Origin of the sequence: Streptomyces sp. NPDC087300, assembly GCF_044744425.1 — a bacterium.
Taxonomy (GTDB): Bacteria; Actinomycetota; Actinomycetes; order Streptomycetales; family Streptomycetaceae; genus Streptomyces.
This window is the reverse complement of record NZ_JBIUYI010000009.1, coordinates 126,046-147,693: the sequence shown is the minus strand read 5'-3', so window position 1 is coordinate 147,693 and position 21,648 is coordinate 126,046. Positions and strand designations below refer to the sequence as shown.

General features: G+C 71.2%; 18 protein-coding genes. 8 read left to right on the top strand and 10 right to left on the bottom strand.

The genetic code is table 11. The annotated features are described in order from the left end of the window. Positions 1 to 92 precede the first annotated feature (92 nt). Positions 93 to 3,191: an excinuclease ABC subunit UvrA gene (uvrA, locus tag ACIO9J_RS33725; RefSeq protein WP_402007952.1), complete on the bottom strand. Its 3,099-nt coding sequence runs from the start codon at positions 3,189 to 3,191 to the stop codon at positions 93 to 95. 222 nt (positions 3,192 to 3,413) lie between these two features. Between uvrA and ACIO9J_RS33720 the strand changes: the two genes are divergently transcribed. Continuing rightward, the gene (locus ACIO9J_RS33720) at positions 3,414 to 4,097 is read left to right on the top strand and encodes a maleylpyruvate isomerase family mycothiol-dependent enzyme (RefSeq protein WP_402007950.1); all 684 of its coding nucleotides are present in this window, start codon (positions 3,414 to 3,416) and stop codon (positions 4,095 to 4,097) included. A gap of 10 nt (positions 4,098 to 4,107) precedes the next feature. Continuing rightward, entirely contained in the window at positions 4,108 to 4,764 is a 657-nt protein-coding gene (locus tag ACIO9J_RS33715; protein ID WP_402007948.1) for an MBL fold metallo-hydrolase, read from the top strand. 21 nt (positions 4,765 to 4,785) lie between these two features. On the opposite strand, the gene aroQ is transcribed toward ACIO9J_RS33715, so the two are convergent. Next, positions 4,786 to 5,250, bottom strand: a complete 465-nt coding sequence (gene aroQ / locus ACIO9J_RS33710) for a type II 3-dehydroquinate dehydratase (protein ID WP_402007946.1) — start codon at positions 5,248 to 5,250, stop codon at positions 4,786 to 4,788. A 165-nt stretch (positions 5,251 to 5,415) separates the two neighbouring features. Between aroQ and ACIO9J_RS33705 the strand changes: the two genes are divergently transcribed. Further along, entirely contained in the window at positions 5,416 to 6,684 is a 1,269-nt protein-coding gene (locus ACIO9J_RS33705; protein WP_402008345.1) for an MFS transporter, read from the top strand. Positions 6,685 to 6,701: 17 nt separating this feature from the next. On the opposite strand, the gene ACIO9J_RS33700 is transcribed toward ACIO9J_RS33705, so the two are convergent. From ACIO9J_RS33700 to ACIO9J_RS33675, 6 genes are all read right to left on the bottom strand, one after another. Then, positions 6,702 to 7,802 (bottom strand): calcium:proton antiporter, encoded by a 1,101-nt coding sequence (locus ACIO9J_RS33700; RefSeq protein WP_402007944.1) that lies wholly within the window; start codon positions 7,800 to 7,802, stop codon positions 6,702 to 6,704. Between the two features lie 84 nt (positions 7,803 to 7,886). Beyond that, the gene (locus tag ACIO9J_RS33695) at positions 7,887 to 8,891 is read right to left on the bottom strand and encodes a TerC family protein (protein WP_402007942.1); all 1,005 of its coding nucleotides are present in this window, start codon (positions 8,889 to 8,891) and stop codon (positions 7,887 to 7,889) included. 342 nt (positions 8,892 to 9,233) lie between these two features. Then, positions 9,234 to 11,237: a TerD family protein gene (locus ACIO9J_RS33690; protein ID WP_402007940.1), complete on the bottom strand. Its 2,004-nt coding sequence runs from the start codon at positions 11,235 to 11,237 to the stop codon at positions 9,234 to 9,236. A gap of 124 nt (positions 11,238 to 11,361) precedes the next feature. After that, positions 11,362 to 11,940: a TerD family protein gene (locus tag ACIO9J_RS33685; protein WP_402007938.1), complete on the bottom strand. Its 579-nt coding sequence runs from the start codon at positions 11,938 to 11,940 to the stop codon at positions 11,362 to 11,364. A gap of 156 nt (positions 11,941 to 12,096) precedes the next feature. Next, positions 12,097 to 14,235, bottom strand: a complete 2,139-nt coding sequence (gene uvrB, locus ACIO9J_RS33680; RefSeq protein ID WP_402007936.1) for an excinuclease ABC subunit UvrB — start codon at positions 14,233 to 14,235, stop codon at positions 12,097 to 12,099. A gap of 62 nt (positions 14,236 to 14,297) precedes the next feature. Further along, positions 14,298 to 15,170, bottom strand: a complete 873-nt coding sequence (locus ACIO9J_RS33675) for an MHYT domain-containing protein (protein ID WP_402007934.1) — start codon at positions 15,168 to 15,170, stop codon at positions 14,298 to 14,300. Between the two features lie 274 nt (positions 15,171 to 15,444). Here ACIO9J_RS33675 and ACIO9J_RS33670 point away from each other — a divergent pair, with 274 nt between their 5' ends. From ACIO9J_RS33670 to ACIO9J_RS33660, 3 genes are all read left to right on the top strand, one after another. Further along, positions 15,445 to 16,341: a glycerophosphodiester phosphodiesterase gene (locus ACIO9J_RS33670; protein WP_402007932.1), complete on the top strand. Its 897-nt coding sequence runs from the start codon at positions 15,445 to 15,447 to the stop codon at positions 16,339 to 16,341. Positions 16,342 to 16,381: 40 nt separating this feature from the next. Further along, positions 16,382 to 16,954 (top strand): methylated-DNA--[protein]-cysteine S-methyltransferase, encoded by a 573-nt coding sequence (locus ACIO9J_RS33665; protein ID WP_402007930.1) that lies wholly within the window; start codon positions 16,382 to 16,384, stop codon positions 16,952 to 16,954. Between the two features lie 76 nt (positions 16,955 to 17,030). Then, positions 17,031 to 18,290: an MFS transporter gene (locus ACIO9J_RS33660; RefSeq protein WP_402007928.1), complete on the top strand. Its 1,260-nt coding sequence runs from the start codon at positions 17,031 to 17,033 to the stop codon at positions 18,288 to 18,290. A 55-nt stretch (positions 18,291 to 18,345) separates the two neighbouring features. On the opposite strand, the gene ACIO9J_RS33655 is transcribed toward ACIO9J_RS33660, so the two are convergent. Next, positions 18,346 to 18,711: a cupin domain-containing protein gene (locus tag ACIO9J_RS33655; RefSeq protein ID WP_402007926.1), complete on the bottom strand. Its 366-nt coding sequence runs from the start codon at positions 18,709 to 18,711 to the stop codon at positions 18,346 to 18,348. Between the two features lie 128 nt (positions 18,712 to 18,839). Here ACIO9J_RS33655 and ACIO9J_RS33650 point away from each other — a divergent pair, with 128 nt between their 5' ends. Together ACIO9J_RS33650 and ACIO9J_RS33645 are read left to right on the top strand one after the other, a co-directional pair. Next, complete coding sequence (locus ACIO9J_RS33650; protein ID WP_402007924.1) at positions 18,840 to 19,745, top strand: pseudouridine-5'-phosphate glycosidase; 906 nt, start codon at positions 18,840 to 18,842, stop codon at positions 19,743 to 19,745. After that, positions 19,742 to 20,737 (top strand): carbohydrate kinase family protein, encoded by a 996-nt coding sequence (locus ACIO9J_RS33645; RefSeq protein ID WP_402007922.1) that lies wholly within the window; start codon positions 19,742 to 19,744, stop codon positions 20,735 to 20,737. The genes ACIO9J_RS33650 and ACIO9J_RS33645 overlap by 4 nt, the downstream gene beginning before the upstream one ends. 57 nt (positions 20,738 to 20,794) lie before the next feature. Here ACIO9J_RS33645 and ACIO9J_RS33640 read toward each other — a convergent pair whose 3' ends face one another. Continuing rightward, on the bottom strand, positions 20,795 to 21,607 hold the full coding sequence (locus ACIO9J_RS33640; protein WP_402007920.1) for a methyltransferase domain-containing protein: 813 nt from the start codon (positions 21,605 to 21,607) through the stop codon (positions 20,795 to 20,797). Between the last annotated feature and the right edge of the window lie 41 nt (positions 21,608 to 21,648).

Below are 21,648 nucleotides of genomic sequence, written 5' to 3'. Positions count from 1 at the left end.
TCGCACTCCCCCCGCGTACGACGAAAGCGCACCGCCCCCCGTGGGGAACGGTGCGCTTCGGCCGGTCGGCGGACCCTGCGGTCCAGGACCGGTCAGGCCTTGCGGGCCCGCGTCGTCTTCTTGGCGGTGCTCTTCTTGGCGACCGCCTTCTTCGCAGCCGCGGCCGTCTCCTTGGCGGTGGCCGCCTTCTTCGGAGTGGCCGCCTTCTTGGCGGTGGCGCCCGTCTTGACCGTGGCCGTCTTCTTGGTGGCCGTGGCGCTCGCCGCGACCGCCTTCTTCGCGGCGGACTTCTTCGCCGGGGCCTTCTTCGCGGGCTTGCGCCCCTGCGAGGGCAGCACCTCGCTGACCCGGTCCGCCGAGATGATGTCCCGCAGGAACTTGCCGGTGTGGCTGGTCGGCACCCCCGCGACCTCCTCGGGCGTGCCCTCGGCGACGACGAGACCGCCGCCGTTGCCCCCCTCGGGGCCCATGTCGACGACCCAGTCGGAGGTCTTGATCACGTCGAGGTTGTGCTCGATGACGATGACCGTGTTGCCCTTGTCGACCAGACCGGAGAGGACCGTGATCAGCTTGCTGATGTCCTCGAAGTGCAGACCGGTGGTCGGCTCGTCGAGCACGTAGACGGTCCGGCCCGTGGAGCGCTTCTGGAGCTCGGAGGCGAGCTTCACGCGCTGCGCCTCACCTCCGGAAAGCGTGGGCGCCGACTGCCCGAGGCGTACGTAACCGAGGCCGACGTCGTTGAGCGTCTTCAGGTGACGCGCGATCGCCGGGACCGCCTCGAAGAAGGCGAGGCCCTCCTCGATCGGCATGTCGAGGACCTCGGCGATGGACTTGCCCTTGTAGTGCACGTCCAGCGTCTCGCGGTTGTAGCGGGCGCCGTGGCAGACCTCGCACGGGACGTAGACGTCCGGCAGGAAGTTCATCTCGATCTTGATGGTGCCGTCGCCGGAACAGTTCTCGCAGCGGCCGCCCTTGACGTTGAAGGAGAAGCGCCCGGGGAGGTAGCCCCGCACCTTCGCCTCCGTGGTCTCCGCGAAGAGCTTGCGGACGTGGTCGAAGACTCCGGTGTACGTCGCCGGGTTCGAGCGCGGCGTACGGCCGATCGGCGACTGGTCGACGTGCACGACCTTGTCGACGAGGTCGTCACCGTCCACGCGCGTGTGGCGGCCGGGCACGGAACGGGCGCCGTTCAGCTCCCTGGCCAGGTGCGTGTAGAGGATGTCGTTGACCAGGGTCGACTTGCCGGAGCCCGAGACGCCCGTGACGGCCGTGAGGACGCCGAGCGGGAAGGAGACGTCGATGTCCTGGAGGTTGTTCTCACGGGCGCCGTGCACCGTGAGCTGCCGGGAGGGGTCGGCGGGGCGGCGCACGTCCGGGATCGGGATGGACTTCTTGCCCGAGAGGTACTGCCCGGTGATCGACTTGTCGTTGTCGAGGAGCTCCTTCATGGAGCCGCTGTGCACGACCTTGCCGCCGTGCTCGCCCGCGCCGGGGCCGATGTCGACGACCCAGTCGGCGACCTTGATGGTGTCCTCGTCGTGCTCGACGACGATCAGCGTGTTGCCCATGTCGCGCAGGCGGACGAGGGTCTCGATCAGCCGGTGGTTGTCGCGCTGGTGGAGGCCGATGGACGGCTCGTCGAGCACGTAGAGCACGCCGACCAGGCCGGAGCCGATCTGGGTGGCCAGGCGGATGCGCTGGGCCTCGCCTCCGGAGAGGGTGCCCGCGGCGCGGTTCAGCGAGAGGTAGTCCAGGCCGACGTCGACCAGGAAGCGCAGCCGTTCGTTGACCTCCTTGAGGACCCGCTCGGCGATCTTCTTGTCGCGGGCGCCCAGCTTCAGCTCGGCGAGGAAGTCCGCGCAGTCGCTGATGGACATCGCGGAGACCTCGGCGATGGACTTCCCCATGACCGAGACGGCCAGCACGATCGGCTTGAGGCGCGTGCCCTCACAGGTCGGACAGGGCACCTCGCGCATGTAGCCCTCGAAGCGCTCGCGGCTCGCGTCGCTCTCGGCCTCGCTGTGCCGGCGCTTGACGAAGGGGACGGCACCTTCGAAGGCGGTGGTGTAGACCCGCTCGCGGCCGTACCGGTTGCGGTAGCGCACCTCGATCTGCGTCTTGTGGCCGTTGAGCAGGGCCTTCTTGGCGCGCTGCGGCAGGCCCGCCCAGGGCATGTCGGTGGCGAAGCCGAGCGCGTCGGCGAGGGCGCCGACGAGCCGCCCGAAGTACTCCTTGGTGTGGCCGTGCGACCAGGGGTGGATGGCGCCTTCGTCGAGCGACTTGTCCTCGTCGGGGACGATCAGCTCGGGGTCGACCTCCATGCGCGTACCGATGCCGGAGCAGTCGGGGCAGGCACCGAAGGGCGAGTTGAAGGAGAAGGAGCGGGGCTCCAGCTCCTCGAAGGACAGGTCGTCGTACGCGCAGTACAGGTGCTCCGAGTACATGCGCTCGCGCTCGGGGTCGTCCTCGGGGAGGTCGACGAAGTCGAGGACGACCATGCCGCCCGCGAGACCGAGCGCGGTCTCCACGGAGTCGGTCAGGCGGCGCTTGGCGGACTCCTTCACCGTGAGGCGGTCGATGACCACCTCGATGGTGTGCTTCTCCTGCTTCTTCAGCGTGGGCGGCTCGGAGAGCTGGATGGTCTCGCCGTCCACCCGCGCGCGGGAGTACCCCTTGGTCTGGAGGTCGGCGAAGAGGTCGACGAACTCGCCCTTGCGCTCGCGCACCAGCGGCGAGAGGACCTGGAAGCGGCTGCCTTCCGGCAGCTCCAGGACCTTGTCGACGATGGCCTGCGGCGACTGCCGGGCGATGGGGCGCCCGCACTCGGGGCAGTGCGGCTTGCCGATGCGCGCGAAGAGCAGGCGGAGGTAGTCGTAGACCTCGGTGATGGTGCCGACCGTGGAGCGCGGGTTGCGCGAGGTCGACTTCTGGTCGATGGAGACCGCCGGGGAGAGCCCCTCGATGAAGTCGACGTCGGGCTTGTCCATCTGACCGAGGAACTGCCGGGCGTACGAGGAGAGGGACTCCACGTACCGCCGCTGGCCCTCGGCGAAGATCGTGTCGAACGCGAGCGAGGACTTGCCCGACCCGGAGAGTCCGGTGAACACGATGAGGGAGTCACGCGGGAGATCGAGCGAGACGTTCTTGAGATTGTGCTCGCGCGCGCCACGGACGATGAGACGGTCGGCCACGCCGGTCCGCACCTTTCTTGAGAGTGGTGACAGGGGCGGAACCCCCGTCTTTCACAGACTAGGGCGAGCCACTGACAACGCCGGGCTGCTTCCCTGGTTCACAACAATCCCGGACCACCAAGAATGCCCGATGCCGCCCTCGACCATATAGCACGTGCATTCGATTTGCGGGGCTCCCCCGAGTCCTTCACCCGAACGTGTGGCGGGACTATGGTCGGGCGCATGATTGATCATGTGCGCGACCTGGCGTCTGTACGTGACGCGACCGACCGACTGCTCACCGCAGCCGCGAAACTGAACAACGATTCGACCGCCGAGCCGTCACGGCTTCCCGGCTGGACCGTGGGCCATGTCCTCGCCCACGTCGCCCGGAACGCCGACGCGCTGGTGAACGTGCTGGCCGGCCGGCCCATGTACGTCAGTGGGGAGGCGCGGGACGCCGACATCGAGCGGGACGCCCCGCGGGCGCTGGCCGCGCAGCTCGACGACGTAAGGGAGAGCGCGGCACGCTTCGCGGCCGAGGGCGCGAAGGACGCCGACTGGTCCCGCACCGTGGAGCTGCGCAACGGCGTGACCGACTCCGCTTCCCGAGTGCCCTTCCGGCGGTGGGTCGAGATCGAGCTGCACCACGTGGACCTCGGCATCGGATACGACCTGGAGCACCTGCCCGCCGATTTCACCCAGCGTGAGATCACCTTCCTCACCACGCGCTTCGCGGGGAATCCGGCGGTGCCGCCGACCCGGCTCACGGACGGCACGCACGCGTGGAGCACCGGCCGCGCGGGCGACGTCGAGATCACCGTCTCCGGGGCCGCGCCCGACCTCGTCGGCTGGCTCGCGGGCCGCCGCGACGGCTCCGCGCTGACGGCCGAAGGCGGCCTCCTCCCCGCCCTGCCCCCGCTATAGGCTGGCCGACATGACGTACAGCGGAGCGGTGAAGGTCGGCGGACCCTCGGACGTGCACGAACTGCAGGATCTGATGATCTCGAAGGTCGCGGTCGGACCGATGGACAACAACGCCTATCTGCTGCGCTGCCGGGCCACCGGCGAGCAGCTCCTGATCGACGCGGCGAACGACGCCGGGACGCTCCTCACGCTGATCGGTGACGACGGCATCGCGTCCGTCGTCACCACGCATCAGCACGGCGACCACTGGCAGGCGCTCGCCGCGGTCGTCGAGGCGACCCGCCCGCGGACCTACGCGGGCCGGGAGGACGCCACCGGCATCCCCGTGCCGACGGACGTCCTGGTCGACGACGGCGACACGATCAAGGTCGGCCGGGTCGAGCTCACCGCCCGTCACCTGGTGGGCCACACGCCAGGCTCGATCGCGCTGGTCTACGACGACCCGCACGGCCATCCGCACGTGTTCACCGGCGACTGCCTCTTCCCCGGCGGCGTCGGCAACACCTGGAAGGACCCGCAGGCCTTCGCGAGCCTCATCGACGACGTCGAGACGAAGATCTTCGGGACGCTGCCCGACGAGGCATGGGTCTATCCCGGCCACGGCAACGACACGACGCTGGGCGCCGAGCGCCCGCACCTCGCGGAGTGGCGCGCGCGGGGCTGGTGAGTCCGGTCCGCCGGGGCCGCGTCAGGCCCCGGCGGCGACCAGCGCGGCCACCCGCTCCACCGCGAACACGTACCCCTGCACGCCACAGCCCGCGATGACGCCGTCGGCGCGCCCCGAGACGTAGCTGTGGTGCCGGAAGACCTCGCGCTGGTGGATGTTGGAGATGTGCACCTCCAACACCGGCATCCCGTCACAGGTGTTGAGCGCGTCCAGGATCGCGACGGACGTGTGGGAGTAGGCCGCGGGGTTGATGACGATGCCCACGTGGTGCTCGCGCGCCTCGTGGATCCAGTCGACCAACTCGCCCTCGTGGTTGCTCTGTCGCAGGTCCACGGTGCCGCCGTGCGCGGCCGCCGCCTTGGCGCAGAGTGCCTCGACGTCGGCGAGCGTGTCCGAACCGTAGATCTCGGGCTGGCGCTGCCCGAGCAGGTTCAGGTTCGGGCCGTTGAGGATCATGATCGGGGCGGTGGCGAGGCTGCGCGTCATGGTCGAGGTCTATCACGCCGCCCCGGCGCGGAACACGGGACCGCGCACCCCCGCACGCCCCCGTAACTGTGCGTCACCACGGGTAGTTGACGCGGCATGCGCACCACTGAACCAAAACCGGACGGACCGGGCACGGACGGGTCGGCTCCGGCCGCCCCGCCGTCGCTGCCACGGCTCGCGGCCGCCTCGCTCGCCGGGACCGCCATCGAGTTCTACGACTTCTTCATCTACGGGACGGCCGCGGCGCTCGTCCTCGGCCCGCTCTTCTTCCCGACGTTCTCCCCGCTGGCGGGCACCCTCGCCGCCTTCGCCACCTTCGGGGTGGGCTTCGTGGCGCGGCCGCTCGGGTCCGTCGTCTTCGGGCACATCGGCGACCGCCACGGCCGGCGTCCCGTGCTCATCGCCTCGCTGCTCCTGACCGGCGTCGCCACGGTCGCCGTCGGCTGCGTGCCCACGTACGAATCGATCGGGATCGCCGCTCCCGTGCTCCTCCTTGTACTGCGTTTTCTCCAGGGACTCGGGCTCGGCGGTGAGTGGGGCGGAGCCGTGCTGCTGACCGCGGAGCACGCGCCCGCCGAGCGGCGCGGACTGTGGGCGAGCTTTCCGCAGATCGGCCCCTCGGTCGGCTTCCTGCTGGCCAACGGCATCATGCTGGCCCTCTCCGCGACGCTCACCGACGCCCAGTTCGCGGCCTGGGGGTGGCGGGTGCCGTTCTGGGCGGCGGGTCTGCTCGCGGCGGCCGGGCTCGCGCTGCGCACCTCGCTGGCGGAGAGCCCGGACTTCCTGCGCCTCGACGGGCACGCGCGCGTACCACTCGTCGAAGTCGCGCGCGGGCACTGGCGCCTGGTGCTCCTGACCGCGGGCGCGATGGCGGTGGGATACGCGGTGTTCTACGCCGTGACGACCTGGTCCCTCGCCTACGGAGTGGAGCACCTGGGCGTGAACCGTACGGTCATGCTGGCCTGTGTCATGGCGGCCGTGGTGGTCAAGGGCGCCCTGACACCGGTGGTGGCGGTGCTCGGCGACCGCTACGGGCGGCGGCCGTTGTGCCTGATCGGGTGCGCGGCGTCGGCACTGTGGATGTTCCCGCTGGTCGCGCTGCTCTCGACCGGCCAGCCGCTGCTGATGTTCACCGGCTTCCTGGTGGCGCTGCTCGCCTTCATCACGATGTTCGCCGTGATCGCCGCGTATCTGCCGGAGTTGTACGAGCCCCGGGTGCGCTGCACGGGCGCCGCCGTCGGCTACAACCTGGGCGGCGTGCTCGGCGGGGCGCTCACCCCGATCGTGGCGACGGCGCTGGCGCAGGGGGAAGGGAGGCCGTGGGGCGTGGCCGCGTATCTGTCGGGCATCGCCCTGCTGAGCCTCGGGTGCTTCGCCCTGCTTCCGGAGACGCGGCCGGTCGCGGTTCCCGACGCGGCGGCCGCTCCGGGGTGAGGTCCGCCGATCGCCTTCTACGGAGTGATCGCCAGTTCCAGGAACGCCGCGAAGAGCACCAGGTGGACGCCGCCCTGTAGGGGTGTGGCACGGCCGGGTACGACCGTGAGCGTGCCGACGATCACGGTCAGCGCGAGCAGCACCATGTGGGTCGAGCTGAGGCCGAGTACGAGCGGACCCGAGAGCCAGACGGAGGCGACCGCGACGGCCGGGATGGTCAGTCCGATGCTGGCCATCGCGGAGCCGAGGGCGAGGTTCAGGCTGGTCTGCACCCGGTCGCGGCGGGCGGCGCGCGCGGCCGCGATCGTCTCGGGGAGCAGTACGAGGAGCGCGATGATCACGCCGACCACGGCGTGCGGCAGGCCCGCGCTCTCCACGCCCGACTCGATCGTCGGGGAGACGCCCTTGGCGAGACCGACCACGCCGATCAGCGCGAACGCGAGCAGCGCCAGGCTCAGTTTCGCGTCCCGCGCCGAGGGGCCCTCGGCGTGGCTGTCGGCGTCGATGACCTCGCCCTGCTTGGTGAGGGGCAGGAAGTAGTCGCGGTGCCGCACGGTCTGGGTGGTCACGAAGATGCCGTAGAGGACGATCGAGGCGACCGCGGCGAAGCTCAGCTGGGCGGTGGTGAACTCCGGGCCCGGCTTGGTGGTGGTGAAGGTCGGCAGGACCAGGCAGAGCGTGGCCAGGGTCGCGACGGTCGCGAGGGCCGCGCCGGTGCCCTCGGGGTTGAAGACGGCGACGCGGTGGCGGAGCGCGCCCACCAGCAGACAGAGTCCGACGATGCCGTTGCAGGTGATCATGACCGCGGCGAAGACGGTGTCGCGGGCGAGCGTGGAGCTCTTGTCGCCGCCGTCGGCCATCAGGGTGACGATCAGCGCCACCTCGATGATCGTCACCGCGACCGCGAGGACGAGTGACCCGAAGGGTTCGCCGACTCGGTGGGCGATCACCTCGGCGTGATGTACCGCCGCGAGGACCGCGCCGGCCAGGATGAGCGTCACCACGGCGACGACCGCGCCGGGCAGACCACGCCCCCAGGTGAAGACGAGGAGGACGACCGCGAGAAGCGGAACCACCGTCGTCCACTGCATGCCGAGCGCCCGGAGCCGAGTGACCATGACTCGATGCTGCCCCGGGCGCCTGGGTGCCGCTACTCGATGCCGTTGCCGCCGCCCGCCCCTGCCGGGGCGGGCGGCGGTCCGTCAGGCCTCGATGCTGTCCTTCGGGTTCTGCTCCGCGGCCGCGGCCTCGGCCGCGTCCTTCCGCGCCTGCTTCTTGGAGGCCATCAGGCTGGTGATCGTGGTGATCACCAGGACGCCGCAGATGACGCCGAGGGAGACGGGGATGGAGATCTCGGGGACGCTCACCCCGTTCTCGTGCAGGGCGTGCAGCACCAGCTTCACGCCGATGAAGCCGAGGATCACCGACAGGCCGTAGCTGAGGTGGACCAGCTTCCTGAGGAGGCCGCCGATGAGGAAGTACAGCTGCCGCAGGCCCATCAGGGCGAAGGCGTTGGCGGTGAAGACGATGTACGGGTCCTGGGTGAGGCCGAAGATCGCCGGGATGGAGTCCATCGCGAAGAGCACGTCGGTGGTGCCGATGGCGAGCATGACGACCATGAGCGGCGTCATGATCTTCTTGCCGTTCTTCCGGACGAAGAGCTTCGTGCCCTCGTACCGGTCGGAGACGCCGAACCTCTTCTCGATGGACTTCAGGAGGCGGTTCTCCTCCCAGTCCTCTTCCTCCTCGTCGGCACGCGCCTCCTGGATGAGCTTCCAGGCGGTGTAGATCAGGAACGCGCCGAAGATGTAGAAGACCCAGGAGAAGTTGGCGATCACCGCGGCACCGGCGGCGATGAAGATCGCGCGCAGGACGAGGGCGATGAGCACGCCGAAGAGCAGCACGCGCTGTTGCAGGTGTGAGGGGACCGAGAACTTCGCCATGATCAGGATGAAGACGAAGAGGTTGTCCACGGAGAGGGACTTCTCCGTGATGAATCCCGCGAAGAACTCGCCGGACGCCTGGCTCTCCCCGGCGACCAACAGGCCGACTCCGAAGAGCACCGCCAGGGCGATCCAGACCATCGTCCAGATTCCGGCTTCCTTGATCGACACGTCATGGGGCTTGCGCCCGATGAAGAAGTCGACCGCGATCAGGGCACACAGACCGAGAACGGTCGTCACCCACATGGTCATAGAAACGTCCACTGCGCCTCCGGCTTCGTACGGCTACTGATCAGCGTCGTCGCTGCCGGAGGTCTCTTCCACCCGAGGCGGTCACCGCCATGAATCGGGCCGACGCCCCGGGACCGATGGCGGTCCGTATTGACGGGCACGTCGCAGCCGGGAGTACTCCCCTCCGCTGGTAGCAGCGTACGCGAAACACCAAGGATTGGTAAAGGCGAAGGCAATCAAGAGCCAAAAGCCCAGGTCGGAGAGGGGCTAAAGTCGCTTTAACGTCAACGCGTCATCGGGCGCCCAGCGGTCGCTCGGTCGCCGCTCAGCAGCCGTCGCTCAGCGGTCGCTCAGCAGTCGTCGAACGGCGGTAGGTCAGCGGCCGCCGTTGCGCCGGGCCGTCGCGACCTGGTCCAGGACCTGCCCCAGGATCCGGCTGCCCGCGGGGACCGAAGGCGGCTCGTACGTCCAGGTGTGCCCGACCCACGGGTCGGCGAGGTGGTCGTCGGGGACGGGCGTCAGCCGGAGCAGCGCGCGCCACAGGGGGTCGAGCAGCGGGCCGTACTCCGCCGCGTCCTCCCGGTCGGCGACCATCATCAGGTGGACGCCGACGGCCGGGCCCTCGTCCGCGAGGTAGCGCAGCTGCGTCACCGCGCGGTCGTCAAAACCGTGCGGGAAGTCGTTGACGATCAGGAGCTGCTCGGCGGTGTCCAGGTCCGGGGGCAGCGCGTCGGCCGCGCCGCCGCGGACCGCCATCTGCACCAGGTCCACGCGCTGGGTGAGCTTGGCGAGGACGGCGGAGACACCGGCCGCACCGGAGGCCGGGGGCTCGGCGAGCACACCGGAGGTCACCAGGGGCGCGAGCGCGCCCGCGGCGGAGCCCGCCGCGTCGATGACGTGCACCGTGAACTCGCCCGCCGGATAGGCCGCGAGCAGCCGCGCGGCGTGCGTGACCGCGGTGTCCACGGCGAGGCGCCGCAGCTCGGCCGAGTCGGTGAAGGTGTTGGTGAGCGCCTTGCCGCTGTCGATCCACAGGCCGCGCTCCAGGGGCAGCCTGACGAGCATCGGGATCCTGAGGTCGATGCGCTCGGGCAGATGGAGGTCGCCCAGGCGCAGCGCCATCGGGATCTCCATGGGTGCCCGGTAGGCGTGCCAGACCGGGCTGCTCCACGCGGCGAACGCCGGCGGCAGGGCGGGCTCGACGACGGCGGCCTCGGCGACGAGCTGCGCCAGGTCACGGTCGAGGGTGGCCCTGGCCTGGCCGACCAGGTCGGTGTGCCGGGCGCGGACGGTGTCGCGCACGGCATCGCACGTGCCGCCGATGCGGCTGCGCGGGTCGGAGAGGACCTTGTCGAGCTCCTGCTCCAGCCGGGAGTCGGCGAAGTCGACGGCGCTGCGGTACGCCGCCATGGTGCGCGCCAGGTCCTCGAACATGCCCCACACCTGGTTGTAGAGCCGCTCGTCCATCGACCAGCCGGTGGCGTCGCCCGCGACGGGCTGCGCGGCCTGGCCCGGCTGGGCCGGGGGCGCGGTGGGCGGGGGCGTCGGGGGTGCGGTGGTCTGCCGGCCGGGGTGGGTGTAGTTCACGGGACCGCCGGTGGCGGCGTCGCCGTCCGCCGGCTGCTGCGGAGGTGCGGCGGCGGGCGGGGGCGTCGGGGCGGGGCCGCCCTGGTCCTGGCCGGTGGGGCCGGGGTGGCTTCCTTGCGGAGGCGTCTGGCCGCTCGGCTGGGCGGTCTGGCCGCTCTGCGCGGCGGTCCGGCCCTGGGGCGCCGTGCGTACGCGGGTGTCGTCCGCGGGGCGCGGCGGCGGCGCGGCCACCGAGCGGGCCAGGCCCTGCGCCACCGCTTCGTTGATGGTGCCCGCCAGCTCCCTGGCGCCCGGCAGGCCCTGGTCGGTGAGCATCTCGGCGAGGCCGCCCGCGTAACCCTGGCCGACCGCGCGGACCTTCCAGGCGCCCTGGCGGCGGTAGAGCTCCAGGGCGACCACGGCGGACTCGGCGTCCAGGTCCGTGATGGTGTAGCTGGCGATCTCGCCGCCGTCGAGACCGGTGACCGCGACGAAGGGGGCGGCGAGCGCGCTGAAGCTGACCGGGCCCCCGACGCCCACGGGCAGCGCGAGCAGGACGCTGACCCGGTGGACGGCGTCAGGCAGCGCGCCGAGGTCGACGGCGAGGCGGTGGTCGGCGGCCGCCTGCTTGGACACCTCGATCCCCGGCAGCGTGGGCGAGCCGGGGTGGGCGACCCGTTCGACGCCGTGGACCTTGCCCTGCTCGTCGCCGAGCGTGGCGCCCGCCACGATCGGCTTGCCGACCGAGACACGGATCTCCAGGCGGGTCCCGGGAAGCGGGTGGTTCTGCCCCCGCACCAGCTCAGCCGTCATCGCCTTCGTTCCCCTCGTCGGGCCCCCGTCGAGCCCTCGTTCCCTCGGTGCGTACGGACGTGGTGCGTACGGACGTGACGCGTACGGACGTGACGCGTACAAACGTCGTGCGTACGGACCTGGCTTACAGGTGCGGCAGGATCGCCGGCATCAGGTCCTGGAAGGTACGGCCGTTGGCGGGGTTGCCGATCGCCGTCATCTGCCAGCCCGTGCCCGCGCGGTGGACCTTGGCCATGATCTGCGCGGTGTACTGACCGCCGCCGTCGAGGGTGTAGCGCGCCAGCTCCTGGCCGTTGGTCTCGTCGACCAGGCGGCAGAACGCGTTCTGCACCTCCTGGAAGGTCTGGCCGGTGAACGAGTTCACCGTGAAGACGATCTGGTCGATATGGACCGGGACGCGCTGCAGGTCGACGAGGATCGCCTCGTCGTCGCCGCCCTGGCCGACACCGCCCACGAGGTTGTCACCGGTGTGCCGCACCGAGCCGTCGTCGCTGACCAGGTGGCGGAAGAACACCACGTCCAGCGGCTGCTTGTCGGCGAAGAGCACCGCCGAAGCGTCCAGGTCGACCTCGCGCGTACGCGTGCCGAACAGGCCGCGGCGTGGGGCCGCCTGCCATCCCAGTCCCATGCGCACCGCGGTCAGGGCGCCCCCGTCGTTCTTCTGCAGGCTGATGGCCTGGCCCTTGGTCATGTTGACCGTCACGCGCTGTCCCCTCTTCGAACTGCCTGGGCAACCGCCTCTTGCGGTTGCCCAGCACCCTATGCAGTCGGCCCGGTACGGCCGCACTCCGGGCGGCACTTTGTGGCGGTCTTGCAACAGACCGGCCAGTACGCCGCATCCCCTCCCCCAGCAGCGCTTCTATGCCTGGCCGGCCTCCCGCATCTGCCGCAGTTCCTTCTTCATCTCCGACACCTCGTCCCGCAGTCGGGCGGCGATCTCGAACTGGAGGTCGGCGGCGGCCGCGCGCATGCGCTCGGCCATCTCCTCGATCTGCTCGGCCAGTTCGGCCGCGGGGCGGTCGGTGGGCGTGGCCTCGGCCGACTTCTTCGCCTTGGCCTTGGTGGACTTGGCCGCCTTGCCGCCGAGCGCGGGGACGGGGGCCTTGACGGCCTTGCCCTCCTTCGGCTTGCGGTAGTCCGAGCCGAGGAGCTGCTCGGTGTCGACCTCTTCGCGCGCGATCGCCGACACGATGTCGTTGATCTTCTTGCGGAGCGGCTGCGGGTCGATGCCCTTCTCCTTGTTGTACGCGATCTGCTTCTCCCGGCGCCTGTTCGTCTCGTCGATGGCCTTCTCCATCGCCGGGGTGATCTTGTCCGCGTACATATGGACCTGGCCCGAGACGTTGCGCGCCGCGCGGCCGATGGTCTGGATCAGGGAGGTCCCGGAGCGCAGGAAGCCCTCCTTGTCGGCGTCGAGGATCGCCACCAGGGAGACCTCGGGCAGGTCGAGGCCCTCGCGCAGGAGGTTGATGCCGACCAGGACGTCGTACTCACCGGCGCGCAGCTCGCGCAGGAGCTCGACGCGACGCAGCGTGTCGACGTCGCTGTGCAGATAGCGGACCTGGATGCCCAGTTCGAGGAAGTAGTCGGTGAGGTCCTCGGCCATCTTCTTGGTGAGCGTGGTGACCAGGACGCGCTCGTCCTTCTCGGTGCGCTTGCGGATCTCGTGCACCAGGTCGTCGATCTGCCCCTCGGTGGGCTTGACGACGACCTCGGGGTCGACCAGGCCGGTGGGGCGGATGATCTGCTCGACGAAGCCGTCGCCACGCGAGAGTTCGTACTTGCCCGGGGTGGCGGACAGATAGACGGTCTGTCCGATGCGGCCGAGGAACTCCTCCCACTTCAGCGGGCGGTTGTCCAGCGCGGAAGGCAGCCGGAAGCCGTGGTCGACGAGGGTGCGCTTGCGCGAGGCGTCGCCCTCGTACATCGCGCCGATCTGCGGGACCGTGACGTGCGACTCGTCGAGGACCAGGAGGAAGTCGTCGGGGAAGTAGTCGATGAGGGTGTTCGGCGCGGATCCGGGCTCGCGGCCGTCGAAGTGCATCGAGTAGTTCTCGACGCCGGAGCAGGAGCCGATCTGGCGGAGCATCTCCAGGTCGTACGTGGTGCGCATGCGCAGGCGCTGCGCCTCCAGCATCTTGCCCTGCTTCTCCAGCTCGGCGAGGCGCTCGCCGAGCTCCTTCTCGATGCCGGTGACCGCCTTCTCCATGCGCTCGGGACCCGCCACGTAGTGCGAGGCGGGGAAGACGTAGAGGTGGTCGTCGTCGCTGATGACCTCGCCGGTGAGCGGATGCAGCGTGGAGAGGGCCTCGATCTCGTCGCCGAACATCTCGATGCGGACGGCCAGTTCCTCGTAGACCGGGAAGATCTCGATGGTGTCGCCGCGGACGCGGAAGGTGCCGCGGGTGAACGCCAGGTCGTTGCGCGTGTACTGGATGTCCACGAAGCGGCGCAGGAGCTGGTCGCGGTCGATCTCGTCGCCGACCTTGAGCGGGACCATCCGGTCCACGTACTCCTGCGGGGTGCCGAGGCCGTAGATGCAGGAGACGGAGGCGACCACGATCACGTCACGGCGGGTCAGCAGCGAGTTCGTCGCGGAGTGGCGCAGGCGCTCCACCTCCTCGTTGATCGAGGAGTCCTTCTCGATGTAGGTGTCCGACTGCGGGACGTACGCCTCGGGCTGGTAGTAGTCGTAGTACGAGACGAAGTACTCGACCGCGTTGTTCGGCAGGAGCTCGCGGAACTCGTTGGCCAGCTGGGCGGCCAGCGTCTTGTTCGGCGCCATCACGAGAGTGGGGCGCTGGAGCTTCTCGATCATCCACGCGGTGGTGGCCGACTTGCCGGTGCCGGTCGCGCCCAGCAGGACGACATCCTTCTCACCTGCGCGGATGCGCCGGTCCAGCTCGGCGATGGCCGCCGGCTGGTCACCGCTTGGCTGGTACGGACTGACGACCTCGAAAGGTGCCACCGTGCGTTCGATCTTCGATACGGGCCGCATGGAAACCACCGTACGACCCCGCACTGACAACCGGGTCCGATCGGCCGCTCAGCGGCGGCCCGTCACCACTTCTGCGGGGTGCGGGAGCCGGGCCGCTGCCGGGGCCTGCGGCGGGGCGGCGGGACGTGCCGGTCGCCCGAGCGCGGGACGGAGTAGGACGGTCCCTGGCGACCCCGGGCCGTCGTGCCCTTGGTCTCGGGCTGGCCGCCGAGGACCATCAGCGGGTCGAACATCACGATGACGCCCGCGAGGAGCAGGAAGGCCAGCGGGCCCATCATCATGGGCGCGAGGATCTCGGCGGGCGAGTCACCGCCGGGCGCGGCGCCCGAGCCGTGCAGGTGGACGCTGAGCCCGGCCATCCCCATGTAGTGCATGCCGCTCACCGCGAGCCCCATGACGAGGCTCGCGCCCAGGCTCCACAGGGGGCCCTTGACCTGCCCCGCGGCCCAGAGCGCGGCGGTGGCGGCGACCATCGCGATCACTACGGAGGCGGCGACGGTGAGGGTGTTGTACTCCAGCGTCCCGCGAAGGCGCATACCGGCCATACCGAGGTAGTGCATCGAGGCGACACCGAGCCCCGTGATGGTTCCGCCGGTGAACAGGGCCGTGCCCGTGGCGCCGCGGTAGCCGACGATGAAGATCCCGACGCCGACCATGATGATGGCGACGGCCAGGCTCGCGAAGGTCAGCGCCTTGTCGTAGCGGATCGGGGCCTCCTCGACGGTGAAGCCCATCATCGCCACGAAGTGCATGGTCCAGATCCCGGAGCCGATCGCGGCCGAGCCGAGCGCGAGCCAGCCGGGCCGCCAGGAGCGGGCGACGAGCAGCGATCTGGTGGTGCAGCGCAGTCCGAGCGCTCCTCCGAGACAGGCCATGAGGTACGCCACCACCGGTGTGACGACTCCGTAGCTGAACCCGTCGACCGTGCCCTGCATCCGCGGTTGCCCTTCCGACCGTTGTGCGCAAATTCTCCGGAACGCCCCGTCCACCCCCTGCCGACGCCCATCTGAAGGACCGTCGGCTGAGGCAGAGAGTAAAGCTCACCCCGGAACGTACGAACGATTTTCCGGCAAAGAATCGCAGTCTCCGCGCGCGGGGTCCCCGACTTTGATGACTCCGTTCAACCTGTGGCCATCCTGCACCTGTCTCCCGTTGGTCCCGGACTGTCACTCTCGACCGGTCCGCGATCTCACGACGCGAGGAGTACCCGTGTACGCACGCGCTGCCGCTGCCACCGCCGCCGCCCTCATCGGAGCCGGCGCACTCGTCCTCCCCACCACCACCGCCGCCGCGCGGACCCCCGCGACAGCACCCGCGGCCCACCACGACAAGCCGCTGGTCGTCGCCCACCGGGGCGCCTCCGCGTATGCCCCGGAGAACACCTTCGCGGCCATCGACAAGGCCCGTGACATGGGGTTCCGCTGGGTCGAGAACGACGTCCAGCGGACCAAGGACGGCGAGCTCGTGATCATGCACGACGACACCCTGAAGCGGACGACCAACGTCGAGGAGGTCTTCCCCGGCCGCTCCCCGTGGAAGGTCGGCGACTTCACCGCCGCGGAGATCAGGAAGCTGGACGCGGGCAGCTGGTTCAGCCCGAAGTACGCGGGCCAGCGCGTGCCGACCCTCAAGCAGTACATGCGGCGGGTCTCGCACAACCACCAGAGCCTGGTCTTCGAGTTCAAGCGGCCCGAGCTCTACCCGGGCATCGAGAAGCAGGGCCTGCGGGTGCTGCGCGACGAGGGCTGGCTCGACCGGCACCACGTGAAGGACAAGCTGGTCGTCCAGAGCTTCAGCGCGGACAGTGTGAAGACGGTGCACGCGCTGCGGCCGGATGTGAAGACCGGTTTCCTCGGCACCCCCACCGCCGCCGAACTGCCCGCCTACGCGAAGTTCGCCGACCAGATCAACTCGACGCACACCTCCATCTCGGCCGGCTACGTAGAGGCGATCCACGCCCAGAAGGGCCCGCACGGCAAGCAGCTGGAGATCTTCACCTGGACGGTCAACGACGGGGCGAGCGCGCTGCGCGCGGCGGCCTTCGGGGTGAACGGGATCATCACCAACACCCCCGACGTCGTGCGCAAGGCGCTGCGCGAAGGCTGAGCCCCGGCCGTTGTCAGTGGGCGGTCGTACCGTGGTCGGCATGAACTCCCATGCGCAGGAGCAGGAGCAGGAGCGGGACGGCCGGCAGGTCGTGTGGGCCGTCGTCGGCAGTGACATCGGCCCGCTGCTGCTCGCCGCGACCGGTGAAGGACTGGTCACCGTCGTCTTCCACGCCACCGACGCGGTGCGTGACAAGACCCTGGAGCGGCTCGGCTCCCGGCTCGGCGCCGAGCTCGTCCAGGACCCCGGCTCCCCGCTGCTCGCCGAGCCCATACGCCAGCTCGCGGCGTACTTCGCGGGCGAGCGGCGCGACTTCGAGCTGCCGCTCGACTGGTCGCTGATCTCCGGCTTCAACCGCCAGGTGCTGCGCGAGCTGGCCACGGGTGTGCCCTTCGGCACGGTGGTGGGCTACGGGGACCTGGCCGGCCGCGTCGGCCAGCCGCGCGCGGCCCAGGCCGTGGGCCTCGCGATGGGCGCCAACCCGCTGCCGGTCGTCGTGCCGTGCCATCGCGTGGTGGAGAGCGACGGGGGCATCGGCGGCTTCGGGGGCGGTCTGGAGACCAAGCGGCAGCTCCTCGCGCTGGAGGGCGTGCTGCCGCAGCCGCTGTTCTGACCGGGCTCCGGCGCGCTCTCCCGCGGCCCGTGACAACTACGTTTCGCACATACGAACGCCCTGGCACACTGCGTCAGTGACTTCGACCCTCGACGCTCCTGGCATACCGACGCCGGAGGCGCTCCCCGCCCTGCGCCGCCGTACGAACGCGGTGCTGATCGCCAGCCAGATCCTGGGCGGGCTCGGGGTACCGATCGGCATCGCGCTCGCCCCGGTGCTCGCGACCGAGGTGAGTGGGACCGAGGCGCTCTCCGGCCTGGCGCCGACGGCCTCCGTGGCGGGTACGGCGCTGCTCTCGCTGCCCTTGGCCGCGCTGATGACGGCACGGGGCCGAAGGCCCGGCCTCGTCCTCGCGTATCTGATCGGCGCGCTGGGCGCGGGGCTCGTCGTCCTGGCCTCGGCCGTGTCCAGCTTCCCGCTGCTGCTCCTCGGCATGGCGGCGTTCGGCGCGGGCTCGTCGGCGAACCTTCAGGCCAGGTTCGCGGCGGCCGACCTCGCCGAGCCCGACCGGCGGGGCCGTGCCATCTCGCACGTCATCTGGGCCACCACCATCGGCTCGGTGCTCGGCCCGAACATCGCCGCGCCCGCGAGCCGCGCCTTCGCCGGCACGGCCATCCCGGAGAAGGCGGGACCCTTCCTCTTCGCCGCCGGAATCTTCGCGGTCGCCGCGGTCGTGGTGGCGGTGCTGCTGCGGCCCGACCCGCTGCTCACCGCCCGCGCGCTGGCCCCGCAGGAGGACCACTCGGCGCGGAGCCGCTCGCTGAAGGCCGCGGTCGCCGCGGTGTCCGCGTCGCCGATGGCCCGGCTCGCCCTGGTGACGGTGGCCGTCTCGCACACGGTGATGGTCTCGATCATGGTGATGACCCCCGTCGACCTGGGTCACCACGGGGCGAGCCTGCAACTGGTCGGCCTGGTCATCAGCGGGCACATCGCGGGCATGTACGCGTTCTCGCCGGTGATGGGGTGGCTCTCCGACCGGTTCGGCAGGCTCGCCGTGATCGGGCTCGCGGTCGGGCTGCTGGCCTGCGCCGCGCTGCTCGCGGGCACGGCGGGTGCCAGCCACGGCAGGACCGCCGCCGGGCTCTTCGTCCTCGGCCTCGGCTGGTCCGCGGGCCTGGTCGCGGGATCCGCGCTGCTCACCGACTCGGTGGCGGGCCCCGCGAGGGCCGCCGTGCAGGGCCTGTCGGACCTGACCATGAACACGGCGGCGGGCATCGGCGGCGCGCTCGCGGGCCTGATCGTCGCGCGGGCCAGCTACGGCTGGCTCAACCTCGTCGGCGTCTGCGTCCTGCTGCCGATGGGCGGACTCGCGATCCGCGGGGCGGTCAAGACCTAGCCCCACCCGGCCTTGTCCCGCCGCAGGTCAGCGGGCTCACGGGTCACGTCACGGGTCAGGGCAGCGTGATGTGGTACGCCTTGCGCAGCGTCTCGTGCACCGTCCAGGTCGTACGGTCACCCTCGCGCAGCACGGCCGCGTCACCCGGGCCGATCTCCAGCGTGGCGCCGCCCTCGACCGCGACGGTGGCGCGGCCGCTGACGACCACGAAAAGCTCGTTGGCCTCGGTGTCGGTGACCACGCCGGGCGTGATCTGCCAGATGCCGCGCAGCTGCTTGCCGTCGGCGGACTCCCACAGCACCTTGCCGGTCACCACCGGGTCGCCGGAGACGATCTGCTCCGGGTCCAGAGGCTCGGCCTCCAGGTCGACATCCGGAATGTGCACGGCAAAAGACGCGACGGATTGATCATTCGTGGTCATGGCCGGTCACCCTAGCCGGGCCCTTCTCCCGTACCCCTGCCGGGGCCGCACGTCGGGTGCGCGGGGTTTGGCGGGCCGCGCCGACCGCCAGGGATGAGAGGGAGACCCGACAGGCAGGAGGCAGGCCCGTGCTGGTGGTGTCCGACGAGGTGCAGACGGCGATCGCGGAGCGGCAGCCCGTGGTGGCCCTGGAATCCACGATCATCGCGCACGGCCTTCCGCGCCCGCGCAATCTCCAGGTGGCGAAGGAACTCGAAGCGGTCGTACGTGCGCAGGGCGCCGTCCCCGCGACGATCGCCGTGCTCGACGGGCGCCCCCATGTCGGCCTGGACAAGGTCCAGTTGGAGCGGGTCGCGAACGAGGACGGCATCCGCAAGCTGGGCCACCGCGATCTGCCGCTGGCCGTCGCCACGGGCGCGAGCGGGGCGACCACCGTGTCGGCGACGGCGCTGCTCGCCGCCCGCGCCGGACTGCGGGTGTTCGCCACGGGCGGGCTCGGCGGGGTGCACCGGGAGTGGACGGTGACCCAGGACGAGTCGGCCGACCTGGGGCTGCTCGCGCGGACCCGGATCACGGTGGTGTGCGCGGGCGTGAAGTCGATATTGGACGTGCCCGCGACGCTGGAGCGCCTGGAGACGCTCGGCGTGGCCGTCGCGGGGTACGGGACGGACCGCTTCCCCGGCTTCTATCTCGCCGACTCCGGCCATCCGGTGGACTGGACGCTGCGCGCGCCCGGTGAGGTCGCGGCGGTGATGCGGGCCCAGGACGCGCTCGACGGGCCGGCTGCGGCGCTGATCGTGGCGAATCCGGTGCCCCAGGACGAGCAGCTCGATCCCGTGCTCCACGCGCGCGTGCTCGCCGAGGCGCTGGCGGCGTGCGAGGAGCGGGGCATCACGGGGCAGGCGATCACGCCGTTCCTGCTCGACGAGTTGGTGCGGCGCACCGAAGGCGCGTCCCTGGAGGCCAACCTCGCCGCGGTGCGCGGCAACGTACGGCTCGGGGCGCGGATCGCGACGGCCTGGGCCGGTCGGTGACGGTGCGGCCCTGCGGCCTGCTGGTGGTCGGGGACGTCGTCACGGACGTCGTCGCCCGGCACCGGACACCGCTCGCGCCGGGAACCGACACGGCGGCCGCCATCCGTACGGTGCCGGGTGGCGCCGGGGCCAACGTGGCGTGCTGGGCGGCGCATTGGGGATGTCCCGACGTACGCCTCCTCGGGCGGGTCGGCGCGGACTCCGCGGCGTGGCACGAGGCGGCGCTCACGCGCGCGGGGGTGCGGCCGCGGCTCGTCATAGATCCGCGCGAGCCGACCGGGACGGTGATCTGCCTGGTGGACGGGGGCGCGGCGGCCGAGCGGACGTTCCTCTCGGACAACGGGGCTTCGCTGCGGATCTCCCCCGCCGACTGGTCGCCCTCGCTCCTCGACGGCGTCGCCCGGCTGCATCTGTCCGGCTACCTGTTCTTCGCCGCACCGAGCCGCGCGGCGGCCGCCGACGCGCTGGCGTCGGCACGCGCGCGTGGAGTGCCGGTGAGTGTGGACCCCGCGTCGGCGGGGTTCCTGGCGGAGCTGGGCGCGGAGCGTTTCCTCGCGGCGGTGGAGGGGGTGGAGACGCTGGTGCCCAGCCGGGCGGAGGCGGAGCTGTTGACCGGGATGCCCGACCCGGCGGCCGCGGCGGCGCGGCTGAGCCGCCGCTTCCCCTCGGTGGTGGTCAAGCTGGGCACGGACGGGGCGCTGGCGGCGTGGGACGGCGAGGTCCGCGGCCGGGTCCCCGCGGTGCCCGCGCGGGCACGGGACTCCACGGGGGCGGGTGACGCGTTCACCGGCGCGCTGCTGGCCACCCTGCTCGACGGCGCGAACCTCGTCGACGCGGCGGCGCAGGGGTGCGCGGCGGGGGCCCGCGCGGTGGAACGGACCGGGGGCAGGCCGCCGGTTGGCGGGGAGGCGGACGGCACCTCGGGTGAGGGTCCCGCAGTCTCCGGGGAAGGGCCCAGACCCCCGCACACCGGGGCCGCGGAGCGCGCCTGACCTTCCCCGGCCCTTCTGCCGGCCTGCGGCCCCCAACCCACTCCCGCCACCCTTCAGTTACCCCTTCCGCCCCCACGTGGAGATCAGCGGCGGCGCCGCCAGGTCGAGTGCGCCCGTCGCGACGTTCGTCAGGTGGTCGTCGATGTCCTCCGTCGTCGCGAGGCCCGCGGCCGTCAGGTCCGCGCGCAGGTGTTGGAGCGTCGCGGTCTCCAGGGCGGCGCAGGCCGGGGAGGTGAGCGGGATGTGGACCTCGGACTCCACCTGGCGCAGGCCGCCCTCGCGCAGCAGACGGGGCAGCTTGCGGCCGTACGCGGGATCGGCGCCGCGTTCGGCGAGCAGCGCGCGCACCCCGTGGCGCAGCCGGTTCGCCAACTCCTGGGCGGGGCCGTACTCGTCGGGACAGGCGAGCGGCTGGAGCGCGTGGTCGGCCTCCTCGATCAGGAGCCGGCCACCGGGCCGCAGCGCCCTGAGCATCGACTGCAGGGCCCGCTCCCGGTCCGCGACGTCGATCAGGACGAGCCGCGCGTGCACCAGGTCGAAGCCCTCCACCGGCGGCGGGTCCGCGGCGACGTCGTGGACGCGCACTTCGAGGGGCGAGCGCGCGGCCCGCGTCTGCCAGGACGTGTCGATGTCGGTCGCGAGGATCCTGCCGGTGGGGCCGACCCGCCGGGCGAGCCAGGAGACCACGGAGGTGCCGCCCGCGCCGACCTCCCAGCAGCGCCAGCCGGGGCCGATGCCGAGGCGCTCGACGTGCCCGAAGGTCGTGGGATCGAAGAGGGCGGCGAAGGCGTCGAAGCGCTGCCCCGCACCGGTCTGTCGCTGGTCGATGGGCTGCCGGGCGTCGAGGAGATGACCGTCGATTCGCATCATGCGCCGATCATCCCAGTTGTCCGCCTTGCTCCCGGGAGGCA

Coding starts and splice junctions, on each gene's coding strand:
- ACIO9J_RS33665 (WP_402007930.1), top strand. CDS start 16,382: ATGAACTCCCATGCGCAGGAGCAGGAGCAGGAGCGGGACGGCCGGCAG.
- aroQ (WP_402007946.1), bottom strand. CDS start 5,250: ATGACGCGCAGCCTCGCCACCGCCCCGATCATGATCCTCAACGGCCCG.
- ACIO9J_RS33690 (WP_402007940.1), bottom strand. CDS start 11,237: ATGACGGCTGAGCTGGTGCGGGGGCAGAACCACCCGCTTCCCGGGACC.
- ACIO9J_RS33655 (WP_402007926.1), bottom strand. CDS start 18,711: ATGACCACGAATGATCAATCCGTCGCGTCTTTTGCCGTGCACATTCCG.
- ACIO9J_RS33640 (WP_402007920.1), bottom strand. CDS start 21,607: ATGATGCGAATCGACGGTCATCTCCTCGACGCCCGGCAGCCCATCGAC.
- ACIO9J_RS33715 (WP_402007948.1), top strand. CDS start 4,108: ATGACGTACAGCGGAGCGGTGAAGGTCGGCGGACCCTCGGACGTGCAC.
- ACIO9J_RS33700 (WP_402007944.1), bottom strand. CDS start 7,802: ATGGTCACTCGGCTCCGGGCGCTCGGCATGCAGTGGACGACGGTGGTT.
- ACIO9J_RS33720 (WP_402007950.1), top strand. CDS start 3,414: ATGATTGATCATGTGCGCGACCTGGCGTCTGTACGTGACGCGACCGAC.
- uvrB (WP_402007936.1), bottom strand. CDS start 14,235: ATGCGGCCCGTATCGAAGATCGAACGCACGGTGGCACCTTTCGAGGTC.
- ACIO9J_RS33675 (WP_402007934.1), bottom strand. CDS start 15,170: ATGCAGGGCACGGTCGACGGGTTCAGCTACGGAGTCGTCACACCGGTG.